Genomic DNA, 15872 nt, shown 5'->3' with positions numbered 1-15872 from the left:
GCAAGCCGGCGATACAGGCCCTTTCAGACCACTCGAGACTTCGCAATGTCATCCGTTTCACGCCTCACCCCCACCCTGCTCCTTGCCCTCGCCAGCACCACTGCATTCGCCGCCGACAACACCCTGACCGGCGACTGGGGCGGCCTGCGCCACCAGCTCTCGGCAGACGGCATCACCTTCACCGGCGACTACAGCGGCGAGACCGCCTACAACGCCCACGGCGGCCTGCACCGTTCGGCCCGCTACTCGCAGAACCTCAAGCTGGGCACGCAGTTCGACCTGTCGAAACTGTACGGCCTCGACAACGGCGGCAAGGTCCAGCTGACCATCAACGACCGCCGCGGCAACAGCGCCTCGGAGGACCTGGTGGGCAACCGCCTGCCGATCCAGGAAAACTACGGTGGCCTCTACACCCGACTCACCGAACTTAGCTACGAGCGCAACCTGTCGCCTTCGCTCAACCTCAAGCTCGGCTACATGGCCATGGGCAACGACCTCGGCGGGCTGGACAGCGGCATCCTGTGCAACTTCATGAACGCCGGCTTCTGCGGCCACCCGCTGAACATGTCCGGCGGCAGCGGCTGGACCAACTACCCCAACGCTCACCTCGGCGCGCGGCTCAAGTACGACCTGGCGCCGGACTGGCAACTGCGCGTTGCGGCGTTCAACGTCGACCCCGAGAGCAACGGCAATTCCAGCCGTGCCTGGCACCTGGGGCCCAAGCACAGCACCGGCACCGTGCTCCCGCTCGAACTGGTGTACAAGCTGCGTGGCGAGCTGCCGGGCGAATACAAGGTCGGCTACTACTACGACAGCTCGAACGTGAAACGCATCGGCAGCAGCGAGGAAGTCGCCGGTCGCGGTGGCCATTACCTGCTGGTCGACCAGGCCGTGTGGAACGACCCGGCATTACCAGGGCGCAGCCTGCACGCCTTCGGCCAGTACTCGGCCTCGAGCAAGGCCGCCTCGCCATTCACCAAGTGGTACGGTGCCGGCGTGGTGCTGTACCAGCCGTTCGTGGGCCGGCCTCGGGATACCGTGGCGCTGGGTTACGGGCGCGCAGTGCCGAACCCGCGCAGCCGCGACGTGCTCGAGGCTGCCGCATTCAATGCCGGCCAGCCATTCCCCGACATCGACAGCGCCGAGCAACTGATCGAGCTGAGCTACGGCTACCAGGCCACGCCGTGGCTGAACCTGCGCCCGGACGTGCAGTACATCGTCGAGCCAGGGGCGTTTTCCGGGAAGGACATCGACAACGCCCTGGTAGTCGGCTTGCAGGTCAAGGCGACATTCTGAGCATCGGGGCCGCCCCGCGGCCCCCTGCCAACCCAGCTTTTTCCTCTGCACCAACCACATATTTACTAATTTCCCCGCTGCGTACCCTGTCCCAGTATCTGGCGCAACTACAACAACAAAGAGCGGGGAACTGTCATGAGTGCAAGTGCGTCCGTGCCTGCCAGCGTGCAGCACGATCAAGCCGGCTTTCGCCGGGTCCTGGGGCTGGGCTCGCTGCTGGCGGTAGCCGTAGGCCTGGTGGTGTCGCAAGGGGTGATGGTGATGATGCTGCAGGGGGTCGGCGCCGCCGGCCTGGGCTTCATCGTGCCCCTCGGGCTGGCCTACCTGCTGGCCCTGAGCTATGCGTTCTCGTTCTCGGAGCTGGCCCTGCTGGTGCCGCGCGCCGGCAGCCTGTCGAGCTACACCGAGGTCGCGCTGGGGCACTTCCCGGCCATCCTCGCGACCTTTTCCGGCTACGTGGTGGTGGCCATGTTCGCGCTGTCGGCCGAGTTGCTGCTGCTCGACCTGATCGTCGGCAAGGTCTACCCTGGGGTGTTCCCGCAATACTCGGTGGCCTTTGGCGTGCTCGCCCTGTTTACCGGCCTCAACCTCATGGGCATCGACCTCTTCGCCAAGCTGCAGAGCGCCATGGCTGTGGTCATGGTCATCGTGCTGCTGATCCTCGGGGTTGCCGCGATCAGCGAAGGGCATGCCGAGGGTGTCACCACCACCCTGCTGCAGGGTGACTGGAACCCCATGGGCGCCGGGGTGCTGGCCCTGACCGCCATGGCCGTGTGGGGCTTCGTCGGCGCCGAGTTCGTCTGCTCGCTGGTGGAGGAAACCCGCAAGCCCGAGCGGAACATCCCGCGCTCGATGATCATCGGCCTCACCGTCATCTTCATCACCATCGGCCTGTACGGTTTGGGCGCGCTATTCCTGGTGCCACGCGAGGCGCTCGGCAGCGATGCCCTGCCCCATTACCTGTTCGCCACCACGGTGTTCGGCAAGACCGGCGAAGTGTTCCTGGTGATCGCCGCGGTCACCGCCACCTGCAGCACCCTCAACACCTCGCTGGCGGCCATCCCGCGCATGCTCTACGGCATGGCCTGCAATGGCCAGGCGTTCCCCCAGTTCAAGCAGCTCAGCCCGCGCGCCCGCACACCGTGGGTCGCCGTGCTGTTCGTGGCGGCGATCACCGGGCTGCCGATCCTGCTGATGGGCCAGGACGCGGCGGCGATCAACCTGTTGCTGCTGGCCGCCGCGCTGGCCTGGCTGCTGGCCTACATCATCGTGCACCTGGACGTGATCGCCCTGCGCCATCGTTACCCGCACCTGGCTCGGCCGTTCCGCACGCCGTTCTATCCGCTGCCGCAACTGTTCGGCATCGGCGGCATGCTGTATGCGATCTGGAACGCATCGCCCAGCCCCGAGATGAGCCTGAAGATCTATGGCACCGCCGGGCTGGTGCTGGCGGTGGTTTCACTGATCGCGGTGGTGTGGATCAAAGCGGTGATGAAGAAGCCGTTGTTCAGGCCCGAGCCCTTGCAGCCCTGACCGCTGATCAAGCCGATGCGGCACGCTTGGCCCGGTAGCTGCCCGGGCTCTGTCCGGTCCACTTCTTGAACGCCCGGTGAAACGCGCTGGGCTCCTGGAAGCCGGTGTGCTCGGCGATCTCGGCGATGCTCAGATGGCCTTCGCGCAGCAGCTCGAAGGCCATTGCCCGGCGCACCTCGTCCTTGATCTGCTGGTAGGAGCGCCCTTCGCGCTCCAACTGGCGGCGAAAGCTGCTGGCGCTGAGCTTGTGCCGTGCGGCCATGGCGTCGAGCGTCGGCCACTGCCCGTAATGCAGGGCGCGCAAATGACGATAGACCTCCGCCACCCGGCCATTCTGGTTGCGAAAGCGGATCACCAGCCCCTGCGGCGCACTGCGCAGAAAGCCCTTCAACCCCGCCAGATCCTGCACCACCGGCAGGCGCAGCCAGGCGCTGTCGAACTCCACCTCGGTGCGCCCGCTGCCCAGGCGCAGGTCCGGCCCCCAGAGCAATGCGTCATCCTCCTGCGCCGGGCGCGCCAGGGCCAGCTCGGTACGGTCGATGGCGATGCGTCGGCCGGCCAGCCAGCACAGCAGGCCGATCACCAGCACCAGGTAGGTTTCCTCGGCGTAGACCCGGGTCAGCGGATCGGCGATGCTCGACTCCACACTGATCACGGTGCGCGCGCCACGCACCGTGACATTGCCGTTCAGGTCACGCAGGAACAGGGCGAAACTGCCCAGGCACTGACGTAGCGCCTTGCCCAGGGTCGGTTCCTGGATCAACCCGCGGCAGATCAGGGCGAAGCTGCCCAGGGGCATGCCGTGGCTGTCGAGCTGGAAGAACTCATCGTGCAGCTCGTCGATCAGCGCCAGCCACAACTGGGCGAAGGCCTTGGCCGGCACCCGCGCCAGCGGCTGGGCCAGTACCTGCGGGTCGATGCCCACCGCCCGCAGATGGGCGTCCCGCGCCTGGGGCCGGTCGCGCAGGGCGTGAACCATGGCATTGAGGAAGTACACCGCGACCGTATCGCTATCGCGCATGGCAAAAGTCCGCTGTCTATGCTGAGTGGCAAAAAATGCCAGGTTGTCTGAACAGATCCGGCATAGGCCGCCCGCAGGCCATTGCCTAGACTCGATCCACCCCCGCTGGGTGTGGGCGCCATTCTCGCAGAGCCTCCCGCGCCCCGCCACGCCTTCGAATACGGAGCCCCCATGAGCAGCACAGAAATCTTCGTCGTCAGTGCGGTACGTTCGGCCATCGGCAGCTTCGGCGGTTCGCTCAAGGACCTGCCCCTGGCCGACCTCGCCACCCAGGTCACCCGCGCCGCCATCGAGCGTTCGGGCGTGTCCGCCGAGCAGATCGGCCATGTGGTGATGGGCAACGTGATCCCCACCGAACCACGCGATGCCTACCTGGGCCGGGTCGCGGCAATGAACGCCGGCATCCCCAAGGAAACCCCGGCCTTCAGCGTCAACCGCCTGTGCGGATCGGGCCTGCAGGCCATTGTCTCGGCCGCCCAGGGCTTGCTGCTGGGTGACAGCGACATCGCCCTGGCCGCCGGCGCCGAAGCCATGAGCCGCGGCCCCTACCTGCTGCCGCAAGCGCGCTGGGGCGCACGCATGGGCGACCTGCAAGGCATCGACTACATGGTCGGCATTCTTCAGGACCCGTTCGAGCACTTCCACATGGGCATCACCGCCGAGAACGTCGCGGCGGCCCATGGCATCAGCCGCGAGATGCAGGATGAGGTCGCCCTGACCAGCCAGCATCGCGCCGCCCGCGCCATCGCCGAAGGCCGCTTCGACGGCCAGATCGTGCCGATCGAGATCAAGACCCGCAAAGGCAGCGTACAGTTCGCCGTGGACGAGAACGTGCGCACCGATGCCAGCGCCGAACAACTGGCCAGCATGAAGCCGGTGTTCAAGAAGGACGGCACGGTCACCGCCGGCAACGCCAGCAGCATCAACGACGGCGCCGCCGGCCTGGTCCTGGCCAGCGGCGACGCCGTACGCCGCCAGGGCCTCAAGCCGCTGGCGCGGATCGTCGCCTACGCCCACGCCGGCGTGGAGCCGGCGCTGATGGGCCTGGGCCCGATCCCGGCGACGCAGAAGGTGCTGGAGAAAGCCGGGCTGAAGGTCAGCGACCTGGACGTGATCGAGTCCAACGAAGCTTTCGCCTCGCAGGCCTGTGCCGTGGCCCGCGCCCTGGGCTTCGACCCGGAAAAGGTCAACCCCAACGGCTCGGGCATTTCCCTCGGCCACCCGGTCGGCGCCACCGGCGCGATCATCGCCACCAAGGCCATCCATGAACTGCACCGCGTCCAGGGCCGCTACGCCCTGGCCACCATGTGCATCGGCGGCGGTCAAGGCATCGCCATCGTCTTCGAACGCGTTTGACAGGAGTCAGCAGCATGAACACCGAACACATCGCCGTGATCGGCGCAGGCACCATGGGCAACGGCATCGCCCAGGTGTGCGCGCTGGCCGGCTACCAGGTCCTGCTGGTGGACGTTTCCGACGCGGCGCTGGAGCGTGGCGTGGCGACCCTGGGCAAGAACCTCGAGCGCCAGGTCGGCAAGGGCACCATCGACGCCGACAAGGCCAGCGCGGCCAAGGCGCGCATCCGCACCAGCACCGACTACGCCCAGCTGGCCAGCGCGCAACTGGTGATCGAGGCGGCCACCGAGAACCTCGCCCTCAAGCAGCGCATCCTGCAGCAGGTGGCGGCCAACGTCGGCGCCGAGTGCCTGATCGCCACCAACACCTCGTCGCTGTCGGTGACCCAGCTGGCGGCCAGCATCGAGCAGCCGCAGCGCTTCATCGGCGTGCACTTCTTCAACCCGGTGCCAATGATGGCGCTGGTCGAGATCATCCGTGGCCTGCAGACCAGCGACGCGACCTATGCCCAGGCATTGCTGGTCACCGAGCGGCTCGGCAAGACCCCGATCACCGCCGGCAACCGCCCAGGCTTCGTGGTCAACCGCATCCTGGTGCCGATGATCAACGAAGCGATCTTCGTGTTCCAGGAAGGCCTGGCCAGCGCCGAGGACATCGACACCGGCATGCGCCTGGGCTGCAACCAGCCGATCGGCCCGCTGGCGCTGGCCGACCTGGTGGGCCTGGACACGCTGCTGGCGATCATGGAGGCCTTCCATGAAGGCTTCAACGACAGCAAGTACCGCCCCGCGCCGCTGCTCAAGGAAATGGTTGCCGCCGGCTACCTGGGGCGCAAGAGCGGCCGCGGCTTCTTCACCTACTAGAGGAACCGCGCCATGGCCCCGGTCACTGCGGCGCTGCGCTGCGCCAATTTCGAGGAGCGGCGTGACCGGGCCATGGCCCTGTTCGCCGAGAAAGGCTTCGGCCAGGTCAGCATGCGTGAGCTGGCGGCGCACGTGGGCTTGACCGCAGGTTCGCTATACCACCACTTCCCCAGCAAGCAGGACCTTTTGTACGACCTTATCGAGGAGTTGTACGAGGAACTGCAGGCGACCCTGGACCAGGGGCGCCGGGCGCGGGCCCAGGGCAAGCCGGTACTGGCCTGCCTGATCGCCGCGCACTGGCAGTTGCATGGCGAGCGGCCGTTGCAGTTCCGCCTGGCCGAGCGGGATTTCTGCTGCCTGAGCGAGGACCAACAGGCGCGCCTTGCGGCTTTGCGCGAGCGCTACGAAACCGGGCTGCTACGCCTGATTGCGCCACAGGCGCGGTTGGCCGGGGAAACCCTGGCGGCCACCGGGCATGTGCTGGCAACGCTGTTGAACCAGTTGCCCGGGATGTTGCGCGGCAAGGGCCTGGGTGAAGCTGAGGGCATGGGCTTGATGGAGGGTCTGGTGGTGGGCGCCATGGAAAGGACACTCGTTTAGCGCCTTGAGCACGCCCTACAGACTGACCCCCAACGCCTGCCGCAGCTGCTCGCCACGGGCATCGTCCGCCGCGCTGACCAGGGCAAAGTTGTAATCGCCATGGGACCAATAGCGAGCCTCCAGCTGGCCATCGGTGCGCTGGCCGGTAGGCATTCGCTCGAAATGCTCGCCCGGTGAGCGCAGGAACAGGCTGATGCGCTGCCCCTGGCGATCCTCGAATACCAGCAAGGCCGCCGGCCCCGCCTCGTTGCTCAGCAGGCGCGCGCCCACGGGCTGGAAGCCATAGCCGGCCAGGTCCGGTAAGCGGCCGACACGGTTGAAGTGGGTTCTCAGCCAAGCCTGCAGGCGTGCCGGCTCGCGGGCCTCGATGTCCAGCGTGCTGGCATCGGCGAACAACCGGTGCGCCTGCACGGCGTCGGCCATGGGCAGCATGCCAGCGAACAGCGTCGCCTCACGCGCCTGCCAGCCGCCCAGCCCGCCCAGGCCTACCGCCAGCATCAGCACCGCCGCTGCTGCCAGGCGGCGCTGCCGGCGTTGACGCAGGCGGCGACGCAGCGGCGCCAGGTCAAGCTCCGGATCGCTCGGCCGCTCGCCAAAGCCGGCCAGGGCCGCACGCAGGCGCCGGGCATCGGCACGCCAGGCCTCGATGCGCACGGCCTCCTGCGGATTGGCGGCCAGCCAGGCCTCCACCACGGCCCGGCGCGCCGGCTCCAGGCGCTCGTCGACATAGGCGTGCAGTTCGTGCTCGGTGGGGATCAGGCGTGTCATTTGAGTCTCCGCAAGGCCGGGGGCGTAGGGCTGCCCTCGGTCAGTTCACGCAGGGCGGCACGGGCACGCGACAGGCGCGACATCACGGTGCCGATGGGGATGCCAAGCGTCTCGGCCGCCTCCTTGTAGCTCAAGCCTTCGACACTGACCAGCAACAGCAATGCCCGCTGCTCGGGCGACAAGCGGGCAAAGGCCTGCAGGTCGGCCTGGGCCAGCACGATGCTCTCGATCTCGCCGCCCGTCGGCTCCTCGGCCTGGCCCCGACCGAACCAGGCCAGCCAGCGCGCATGCAGGCGCTCGCGGCGCTTGCCGTCGAGGAACAGCCGGTAAAGGATGGTGAACAGCCAGGGGCGCAGGCTGTCGGCATCACGCTGCTGGCCGCGACGGCTCAAGGCGCGCTCGACCGTGGCCTGGACCAGGTCGTCGGCGGTACCAGGCTCGCGGGTCAGCCACAGGGCGAAGCGGCGCAGGCGCTGCAGCAGCTCGCGCCATTGTTGGTCGTCCAGATCGTGCATGGTCGGGTTCCGGGGCCCTGCGGGCTGTCAGTGTACAAGGCAGACGCGCGGGCACGGAATCTATTCCCCCGCCGGGAATAAATCGTTTGCCCCTGCGTCGTACCGGTTCATTCCACCTGACCGGACCGTTCCCATGACTACTCCCCTGCACGGCCCCGCCAAGGCCCTGCGCCTGGCCGCCATCGCTGCCACGCTGGCCGCCCTGGGCGCAGGCTTCGCCTACGCCGCCGGCTGGATCGACGCGCCAAGGCTGACCCCGCAACGCATCATCGACACCTTCGAAGCCCAGGCCGGCCACCACCCCGGCTACCGGAAGAACCATGCCAAGGGCCTGTGTGTCAGCGGTTACTTCCAGGCCAGCGGCCAGGCCGCCTCGCTGTCCAGCGCCCGGGTGTTCAGCCAGCAGAAAGTGCCGGTGATCGGCCGCTTCGCCATCGGCGGCGCCAATCCGTTCGCGCCGGACACCGCCATACCGGTGCGCAGTCTGGCGGTGCAGTTGACCAGCGACGACGGCCAGGTCTGGCGCACCGGCATGAACAACCCGCCGGTACTGGCTGTGAGCACGGTCGAAGGTTTCTATGAACAGGTCCTGGCCGGCGCCCCGGACCCGGCCACCGGCAAACCCGACCCGGCCAGGCTGCAAGCCTTCTTCGCCGCCCACCCGGAGAGCGCGGCGTTTCGCCAGTGGGCGGCCAGCTACAAGCCGAGCGACAGTTTCGCCAGCACCGCCTACAACAGCATCAACGCCTTCCGCCTGATCGATGCCAACGGCCAGGCGCACCCGGTGCGCTGGGCACTGGAGCCGCAGGCGCCTTACGCCGCCTTGCCCGCGCAGGTCGACGACAAGCAGTTCCTGCAGCACGACCTGCAGCAACGCCTGGCCCAGGGCCCGCTGCGCTGGACCCTGCGCCTGACCCTGGCCGAGCCCGGCGATCCGGTGGACGACCCTGCCCGTCCGTGGCCCGCCGAACGCCGCAGCCTCGATGCCGGCACCCTGGTCCTGGAGCAGGTCGACGGCCCCGAGCAAGGCGCCTGCCGCGACCTGAACTTCGACCCGCTGATCCTGCCCCACGGCATCGAACCTTCCGCCGACCCGATCCTCGCCGCCCGCTCGGCAGCCTATTCGGTGTCGTTCAACCGCCGCAGCCACGAGTCGCTGACCGAAGGAGCCCGCCCATGAGCGCCACTGCCTTTCACCCCCTGGCCCGGCTGCTGCATTGGCTGATGGCCGTGCTGATCCTGGCCATGCTGTTCATCGGCGTGAGCATGGTCGCCGACCTGTCGCCCCGCCACCCTTGGCTGGTCGAGCTGCACAAGGCCACCGGCCTGGCCTTGCTGGTGCTGGTGATCCTGCGCATCGTCCTGCGCCTGAGCCTGGCGCACCCGCCACTGCCTCGCGACCTGCCCGCCCTGCAGCGCCTGGCCGCCGGCGCCTCGCACCTGCTGCTGTATGGGCTGATGCTGGCCATGCCGCTACTCGGCTGGGCGATGCTCTCGGCAGGCGGTTACCCCCGCCCGCTGCAACTGCCCGCCATCGCCCCCCACGACCTGCAGCTCTACGCCGTGCTACGCCAGGCCCACGGCTGGTCCGGCTACCTGCTGTTCGCCACGGTGCTGGCGCACCTGGGCGCGGCCCTGGTGCATGGCCTGGTGCGTCGCGACGGCGTCTTGCGTAGCATGTGGCCAGGCCCATTGCGTCGCGGTGAATGAGCACCGCCAGGGCTCGACAAATGTAAATAATAATTACTAACATCGGCGCTCATTTCGTCGAACTACCCTGGACTGCCTTATGAACGCCGCAAAGGACCCTGCCACGCTTGCCCCGGTGAGCAGCCCGCCCAGCACCCTGGACCTGCGCCCGCTGATGCTGGCCAACATGGCCTGCACCATGTCGATGATGGCCTTCGTCGCCCTGATCGGCCCGATCGCCCGCTTGCTGGGCATGGCCACCTGGCAGGCCGGCGCGGCGGTGACCGTGGCCGGCGTGGTCTGGGTGCTGCTGGCCCGGCCCTGGGGGCGCCTGGCCGATCGGCTTGGCCGGCGCCGGGTACTGCTGCTGGGCAGCGGCGGCTTCACCTTGGCCTATTGGGTACTGTGCCTGTTCATCGACGGCGCGTTGCGCTGGCTGCCGGGCGCGACCCTGGCCTTCTTCGGCCTGATGCTGGCTCGGGGCATGATCGGCGCCTTCTATGCCGCGCTGCCGGTGGGCGGCAACGCGCTGATCGCCGATCACGTCGAGCCGCAGCGCCGGGCCCGGGCCATGGCCTCGCTGGGTGCGGCCAACGCGGTCGGCCTGGTACTGGGCCCGGCCCTGGCCGCGCTGCTGTCGCGCTACAGCCTGAGCATGCCGTTCTATGTGCTGTCGCTGCTGCCGGCTACGGCGTTCGTCGTGCTGCTGTTCAAGCTCAAGCCACAGCCGTTGGCCCAGCCCCATGCGCCCAACCCGGTGCGACTGTCCGACCCGCGCCTGCGCAGGCCTCTGCTGGTGGCCTTCAGCGCCATGCTGAGCATCACCGTGTCGCAGATCGCCGTCGGCTTCTTCGCCCTCGACCGCCTGCAACTCGAGGCCGGCGCCGCCGCCCAGGCCGCGGGCATCGCCCTGACCAGCGTGGGCGTGGCGCTGATGCTGGCCCAGGTGTTCCTGCGCCAGTTGGAATGGCCACCTCTGAAGATGATCAAGGTCGGCGCCTGCGTATCCGGGCTTGGTTTCGCCGCCGCGGCCCTGGCCACCAGCGCGCCGTGGCTATGGGGCGCGTTCTTCGTCGCCGCGTTCGGCATGGGCTTCGTGTTCCCGGCCTTTTCGGCGCTGGCGGCCAACGCCATGCACGCCAGCGAACAAGGTGCGACGGCCGGCTCGATCGGCGCCGCCCAGGGCATGGGCGCGGTGATCGGGCCACTGGCCGGCGCCCTGGTCTACGCCCTCGATCCGCGCCTGCCGTTCCTGGCCGTGGGCGCCCTGCTGTTACTGGTCGGTCTGTGGCCGGCAGCGTCCGACCAGCGCCACTGACGCGCACAGCGCGCAAGCGTGCAGAGTGTGTTTTAATGCCTCGCCCATTATTTTTGACACCTCTGCAAACAAGGCGGCTATGGACACGGGGACACGACTCAAACTGGTGCGTGAACGCAACAACCTCTCCCAACGGGAGCTGGCCCGCCGCAGCGGCCTGACCAACTCGACCATCTCGCAGATCGAGCAGAACCGGGTCAGCCCTTCAGTCAGCTCCCTGAAGAAACTGCTCGAAGGGATCCCCATGTCCCTGGCCGAGTTCTTCAGTTTCGACGAGCCGGTGCGCGAGGAGCGCTATGTGTTCCGTGGCGGCGAACAACCCGACCTGGGCCGCAACGGCCTGCGCATGCTGCTGGTCGGCGCCAGCGTCGAAGGTCGGCAGATGCGCATGCTGCGCGAGCTGTACGCACCGGGTGCCGATTCCGGCGAGCCGATCGTGCATGCCGAAGGCGAGGAATGCGGCCTGGTCACCCGTGGCACCCTGGAACTGTGGGTCGATGGCCAGGTGAGCATCCTCAATGCCGGCGACGGCTACTACATCCCCACCACCCTGCCCCACAGCTTCAAGAACATCGGCCCCGACGAGGCCGAGATCATCAGCGCCAACACCCCGGCGAACTTCTGACCCGCGCATGACCACCGTTGCCAGCCGCGAGGCCTACCAGTACCTGCGTGATGCCGCCCTTGGCGTCCGCCCGCTGGTGGCGGTCGCTCGTTTGGCCGGTGGGCAGGTCGAGGTGCTGGTCGAAGGCTGGCGCCTGACCTTGGTGCTGGACAGCGAGGGGCTGGCCCACTGCAGCCACTGCCAGTGTCCGGATGGACGGCTGGGCACGCTGGACGATTGGCACCGCTACGGCACCAATCCGGTCGATCACCTGAGCCTTTGGGAACGCAGGCAGATAGAGCGACTGCTTCCAGTCATGCCTGCCTGACCAAGGCCTGCTCGACGAAATCCAGGCGGTCCTGGCCGAAGAACATCTGCCCGTCGACAAAGAACGTCGGCGCCCCGAACAAACCGCGCTCGACCGCCTCCTCGGTGGCTTTGCGCAAGGCGTCCTTGACCTCGGGCCGGGCGGCCAGTTCGTGAAACATCTCGGCCTCGAAGCCGCCGGCGGCCAGGGTTTCATCCAGTACCGCGGGATCTGCCAGATTGCGCCCGTGCACGAACAACCCTTCGAACAACACCTTCAACAGCGCCTCGAAACGCTCTTCGGCAAACAACTGGATGCCGATCAGCCCGCGCATCAGGTTCAGGGTGTTGACCGGGAACCCCGGCGGCAGGGTCAGCGGCACGCCATAGCGATCGGCATAACGCTTGAGGTCGATGCGCATATAGCGCCCCTTGGCCGGCACCATTACCGGCGAGGCATTGCCGGTGGCCTGGAACACCCCACCCAATAGAATCGGCTTGTACACCAACCGCGCCCCATGACGCGCGCACAGGGCGGGTAGCTGGGTGGAAGCCAGGTAGGTGGCCGGGCTGCCCAGGTCCAGGAAGAACTCGACGGTCTTGCTCATGATTCAATCCTTGTATGAGGGAGGGATTTACCAGCGCTCCATCCACGGGCGCAGGTCCAGCTCGAAGGTCCAGGCATCACGCGGTTGCGCATGCAGGAACCAGTAACTGTCAGCGATATGCGCAGGATCGAGGATGCCGTCCTGGTCCTTGAGCGCGTAGCGTTCAGGGAAGCTGTCGCGGATGAAGGCGGTGTCGATGGCACCATCGACCACCACGTGGCCGACATGGATGTTCCGTGGCCCCAGTTCCCGCGCCATGCTCTGGGCCAGGGCGCGCAGGCCATGCTTGGCGCCGGCGAAGGCGGCGAAACCGGCCGCGCCGCGGGTGCCAGCAGTGGCACCGGTGAAGAGGATGGTGCCTCGCTCTCGGGTGACCATGCGCCGGGCGACCGCCTGGGCGGTGAGAAAGCCGGCGAAGCAGGCCATTTCCCAGATTTTGAAGTACTTGCGCGGGGTCTCCTCGAGGATGCTGCACGGCACATTGGCGCCGATGTTGAAGACGAACGCCTCGATCGGGCCGATATCGCGCTCGATGGTCTCCACCAGCTCGGCGACCTCCTCTTCCTTGCGCGCATCCGAGCCAAAGCCATGGGCCTGGCCGCCCTCGGCGCGAATCTCGGCGAGCAGCGGCTGCAGCTTCTGCGCCTCGCGCCGGGTCACGCAGGCGATGTAGCCCTCGCGGGCGAAACGCTTGGCAATCTCGCCGCCGGTGGCATCACCCGCCCCGATCACCAGCACGACTTTTTGTTGTTCTGCCATGGACCGCTCCATTGATGAATGATCGTTTAGTAAACGAACGCTATGCTACGATCAGCTCATCGTCAAGCCCACACCACGAGGTTGCGCGCATGCGCTATGCCACCGACCACAAGCAACAGACCCGCGAAAAACTGCTGTCCAGCAGCGGCGCCCTGGCCAAGCGCGGCGGTTTCGCCGCCACTGGCGTGGCCGGGCTGATGAAGGCCATCGGCCTGACCGGCGGCGCCTTCTACAACCACTTCCCGTCCAAAGACGACCTGTTCAGCGAGATCGTCCGCCGCGAGCTGGCCAACAGCCCGCTGGCGCGCCTGGTCGAACGTGGCACCGATCGTGCGCGGCTCAAGCGCCTGCTCGACCAGTACCTGAGCCTGGCGCACCTGCACAATGCCGAAGGCGGCTGCCCGTTGCCGCCACTGGGGGTGGAGATCGCCCGCGCCGAACGGCCAGTGCGCGAACAGGCCGAACACTGGCTGCTGGAATTGCATGAGGCCTGGAGCGAAACCCTGGATGATCCCGATCTGGCCTGGGCCTTGCTCAGCCAGTGTGTCGGCGCGCTGGTGGTGGGGCGCATGCTGGCCAGCGAACCGGTGCAGGCACAGGTGCTGGACGCCAGCCGCAAGCTGGTCGAGCAGGTCTTCGATGAAGTTCGCTAGCACGCTGCTGGGGTTGCTGATGACCCTGCCCGCCTTCGCCCAGGACAGCTGCCCGACCGGGCAGTACCAGGTCTGCCTGGTGGTATGCTTCTGCGCGCCCATCGACCCCAACCAAGGCGGCCAGGTGCTGCAGGATGTCGAGCGCATGGCCACCGGCAGCCTGGTGTTCGCCCTGCGCCAGGCCCGCGACGAAGCCACCGCCAATGGCACGCAGCCGATTCCCCTGCATATCCGCGCCCAGCTCGAACCCTGGTACGACTTCGCCGTGCTCGACGCGGCGCGCTACCGGGTCGGCAACGAACAGCAGATCAGCGCCGCCAACGCACTACTGCAGAACCCGGACGTCAACGCCGTGACCCTGATCGACACGGTCATCTTCCGCCGCCCCGCCGATGCCGAGGACAACGTGGCATTGTGGGCCCATGAGCTCAAGCACGTGCAGCAGTATCAGGCGCTGGGCGTCGAGGGCTTCGCCCAGCAGTACACCCGTGACTACCAGGCGCTGGAGGGCCCCGCCTACGAGATCGAGGCCAAGGTGGCCAAAGCATTGCGTGAAAAGGCCGCTGGCGGGCCGAGCTGACTGCGCAATTCTGATGGGTGCCCATGCGTCATGATTGATGATGGCACCCGACATATCATTGCCCGTGATAATAACCTTCGCTCCATTTGATTCGTGCGTCACGCGCAAGACACTCAAACTCCGCCCACTACTAATATCTCGGCGGAGTTCTCCATGGATCACTCACTCAAACCCTTGCGCTTCCCCCTCGCTGCCCTGGCAGTGGTGGTGCTCAGCGCTTGCGGTCGCACCCCCGACGCCGTGCAGGCTCCCGCCGCGCCCAAAGTCAGCGTAGCCAAGGTGATCGAACAGCCGATCAACGAATGGGACGAGTTCACCGGCCGCCTCGAAGCGCCGGAAACCGTCGAGGTACGCCCGCGGGTGTCCGGCCAGGTCGACCTGGTGGCCTTCACCGAAGGCGCCCAGGTGAAAAAAGGCGACCTGCTGTTCCAGATCGACCCGCGCCCGTTCCAGGCCGAAGTCCGCCGCCTCGAAGCCCAGCTGCAACAAGCCAAGGCCACCGCCATCCGCAGCGCCAACGAAGCCCGCCGTGGCGAGCGCCTGCGTGACAGCAACGCCATCTCCGCGGAACTGGCCGAGTCGCGCACCAGCGCCGCCGCCGAGGCCCGCGCCGGGGTCGACGCGATCCAGGCCCAGCTCGACCTGGCCCGCCTGAACCTGAGCTTCACCCGCGTCACCGCGCCGATCAGCGGCCGGGTCAGCCGCGCCCAGTTCACCGCCGGCAACATCGTCACGGCCGACGTCACCCCGCTGACCAGCGTGGTCTCCACCGACAAGGTCTACGCCTACTTCGACGCCGACGAGCGCGTGTACCTCAAGTACAGCCAACTGGCCCGCGACGGCCAGCGCGGCCAGAGCACCCCGGTGTACCTGGGCCTGACCAACGAGACCGGCAACCCGCACCTGGGCCAGATGAACTTCGTCGACAACCAGGTCAACCCGCGCACCGGTACCATCCGTGGCCGCGCCGTGTTCGACAACCGCGACGGCCAGTTCACCCCCGGCCTGTACGCGCGCCTGAAGCTGGTCGGCAGCGCCCAGTACGACGCTGTACTGATCAACGACGAAGCGGTCGGCACCGACCTTGGCAAGAAATTCGTGCTGGTCATGGACAAGGACAACAAGGCCGCCTACCGCGCCGTGGAACTGGGGCCCAAGCTCGAAGGCCTGCGTATCGTGCGCAGCGGCCTGGGCAAGGACGACCGCATCGTGGTCAAGGGCCTGCAGCGCGTGCGCCCTGGCTCGCCGGTAACGCCCGAGGAAACCCAGATGGCCAGCGAGCAGACCCTCGCCGCCCTCGCCCAGCAGCGTCAGGCCCTGGAGGCCAGCAACCCGGCGCCGAAGGTTGCCGGCGCCAATGTCAAAGTCGCCAGCGCCCAAGCGCCGCGCGGTTAAGGGACAAC

18 protein-coding genes are annotated in these 15872 nt (G+C 67.5%); 13 read left to right on the top strand and 5 right to left on the bottom strand.

From position 1 onward, the window contains the following. Positions 1-45 precede the first annotated feature (45 nt). The gene (locus KHO27_RS07920) at positions 46-1296 is read left to right on the top strand and encodes a carbohydrate porin (protein ID WP_214501567.1); all 1251 of its coding nucleotides are present in this window, start codon (positions 46-48) and stop codon (positions 1294-1296) included. A gap of 135 nt (positions 1297-1431) precedes the next feature. Then, complete coding sequence (locus KHO27_RS07915; protein ID WP_214501566.1) at positions 1432-2829, top strand: APC family permease; 1398 nt, start codon at positions 1432-1434, stop codon at positions 2827-2829. 7 nt (positions 2830-2836) lie between these two features. On the opposite strand, the gene KHO27_RS07910 is transcribed toward KHO27_RS07915, so the two are convergent. Next, on the bottom strand, positions 2837-3850 hold the full coding sequence (locus KHO27_RS07910; protein WP_111532397.1) for an AraC family transcriptional regulator: 1014 nt from the start codon (positions 3848-3850) through the stop codon (positions 2837-2839). 171 nt (positions 3851-4021) lie between these two features. Between KHO27_RS07910 and KHO27_RS07905 the strand changes: the two genes are divergently transcribed. Genes KHO27_RS07905 through KHO27_RS07895 form a run of 3 tightly spaced genes read left to right on the top strand, consistent with a single transcriptional unit; the run spans position 4022 to position 6669 of the window. Next, complete coding sequence (locus tag KHO27_RS07905) at positions 4022-5206, top strand: acetyl-CoA C-acyltransferase family protein (RefSeq protein WP_110699455.1); 1185 nt, start codon at positions 4022-4024, stop codon at positions 5204-5206. Positions 5207-5220: 14 nt separating this feature from the next. Next, a complete protein-coding gene (locus KHO27_RS07900) occupies positions 5221-6069 on the top strand; it encodes a 3-hydroxybutyryl-CoA dehydrogenase (RefSeq protein ID WP_214501565.1) in 849 nt (282 codons plus the stop codon). Between the two features lie 12 nt (positions 6070-6081). Next, positions 6082-6669 carry a TetR/AcrR family transcriptional regulator gene (locus KHO27_RS07895; RefSeq protein WP_111532399.1) on the top strand — a complete coding sequence of 196 codons (588 nt, stop codon included), beginning with the start codon at positions 6082-6084 and terminating at the stop codon, positions 6667-6669. 15 nt (positions 6670-6684) lie between these two features. Here KHO27_RS07895 and KHO27_RS07890 read toward each other — a convergent pair whose 3' ends face one another. Next, entirely contained in the window at positions 6685-7437 is a 753-nt protein-coding gene (locus KHO27_RS07890) for an anti-sigma factor family protein (RefSeq protein ID WP_111532400.1), read from the bottom strand. Next, positions 7434-7952 carry a sigma-70 family RNA polymerase sigma factor gene (locus tag KHO27_RS07885; protein WP_102684630.1) on the bottom strand — a complete coding sequence of 173 codons (519 nt, stop codon included), beginning with the start codon at positions 7950-7952 and terminating at the stop codon, positions 7434-7436. The genes KHO27_RS07890 and KHO27_RS07885 overlap by 4 nt, the downstream gene beginning before the upstream one ends. Before the next feature lie 133 nt (positions 7953-8085). On the opposite strand from KHO27_RS07885, the gene KHO27_RS07880 reads away from it, so the two are divergent. The 5 genes from KHO27_RS07880 (at position 8086) to KHO27_RS07860 (ending at position 11891) form a co-directional block, all read left to right on the top strand. After that, positions 8086-9132: a catalase family peroxidase gene (locus KHO27_RS07880; RefSeq protein WP_214501564.1), complete on the top strand. Its 1047-nt coding sequence runs from the start codon at positions 8086-8088 to the stop codon at positions 9130-9132. After that, a complete protein-coding gene (locus KHO27_RS07875) occupies positions 9129-9662 on the top strand; it encodes a cytochrome b (RefSeq protein WP_110699465.1) in 534 nt (177 codons plus the stop codon). Before KHO27_RS07880 ends, KHO27_RS07875 begins: the two co-directional genes overlap by 4 nt. 79 nt (positions 9663-9741) lie before the next feature. Then, positions 9742-10959 (top strand): MFS transporter, encoded by a 1218-nt coding sequence (locus tag KHO27_RS07870; RefSeq protein ID WP_110699467.1) that lies wholly within the window; start codon positions 9742-9744, stop codon positions 10957-10959. 79 nt (positions 10960-11038) lie between these two features. Next, the gene (locus KHO27_RS07865) at positions 11039-11584 is read left to right on the top strand and encodes a cupin domain-containing protein (RefSeq protein WP_023631327.1); all 546 of its coding nucleotides are present in this window, start codon (positions 11039-11041) and stop codon (positions 11582-11584) included. A 7-nt stretch (positions 11585-11591) separates the two neighbouring features. After that, complete coding sequence (locus tag KHO27_RS07860) at positions 11592-11891, top strand: DUF7693 family protein (RefSeq protein ID WP_214501563.1); 300 nt, start codon at positions 11592-11594, stop codon at positions 11889-11891. Here KHO27_RS07860 and KHO27_RS07855 read toward each other — a convergent pair. Next, the gene (locus KHO27_RS07855) at positions 11878-12477 is read right to left on the bottom strand and encodes a 2-hydroxychromene-2-carboxylate isomerase (RefSeq protein ID WP_111532404.1); all 600 of its coding nucleotides are present in this window, start codon (positions 12475-12477) and stop codon (positions 11878-11880) included. The genes KHO27_RS07860 and KHO27_RS07855 overlap by 14 nt on opposite strands. 27 nt (positions 12478-12504) lie before the next feature. Continuing rightward, complete coding sequence (locus KHO27_RS07850) at positions 12505-13236, bottom strand: SDR family oxidoreductase (protein WP_046855892.1); 732 nt, start codon at positions 13234-13236, stop codon at positions 12505-12507. A gap of 89 nt (positions 13237-13325) precedes the next feature. On the opposite strand from KHO27_RS07850, the gene KHO27_RS07845 reads away from it, so the two are divergent. The 3 genes from KHO27_RS07845 (at position 13326) to mexE (ending at position 15864) form a co-directional block, all read left to right on the top strand. Beyond that, positions 13326-13889 (top strand): TetR/AcrR family transcriptional regulator, encoded by a 564-nt coding sequence (locus tag KHO27_RS07845; protein ID WP_110699473.1) that lies wholly within the window; start codon positions 13326-13328, stop codon positions 13887-13889. Beyond that, positions 13876-14469, top strand: coding sequence for an eCIS core domain-containing protein (locus KHO27_RS07840; protein ID WP_214501562.1), 594 nt, complete (start codon positions 13876-13878; stop codon positions 14467-14469). The genes KHO27_RS07845 and KHO27_RS07840 overlap by 14 nt, the downstream gene beginning before the upstream one ends. 153 nt (positions 14470-14622) lie before the next feature. Continuing rightward, positions 14623-15864, top strand: a complete 1242-nt coding sequence (gene mexE / locus KHO27_RS07835; protein WP_111532405.1) for a multidrug efflux RND transporter periplasmic adaptor subunit MexE — start codon at positions 14623-14625, stop codon at positions 15862-15864. The last annotated feature ends 8 nt before the right edge of the window (positions 15865-15872 follow it).

The organism is Pseudomonas sp. RC3H12 (genome assembly GCF_018596375.1).
In the GTDB taxonomy this organism is placed as follows: domain Bacteria; phylum Pseudomonadota; class Gammaproteobacteria; order Pseudomonadales; family Pseudomonadaceae; genus Aquipseudomonas.
The sequence above is the reverse complement of the archived record's forward strand: the minus strand, read 5'-3'. Positions and strand labels throughout refer to the sequence as shown.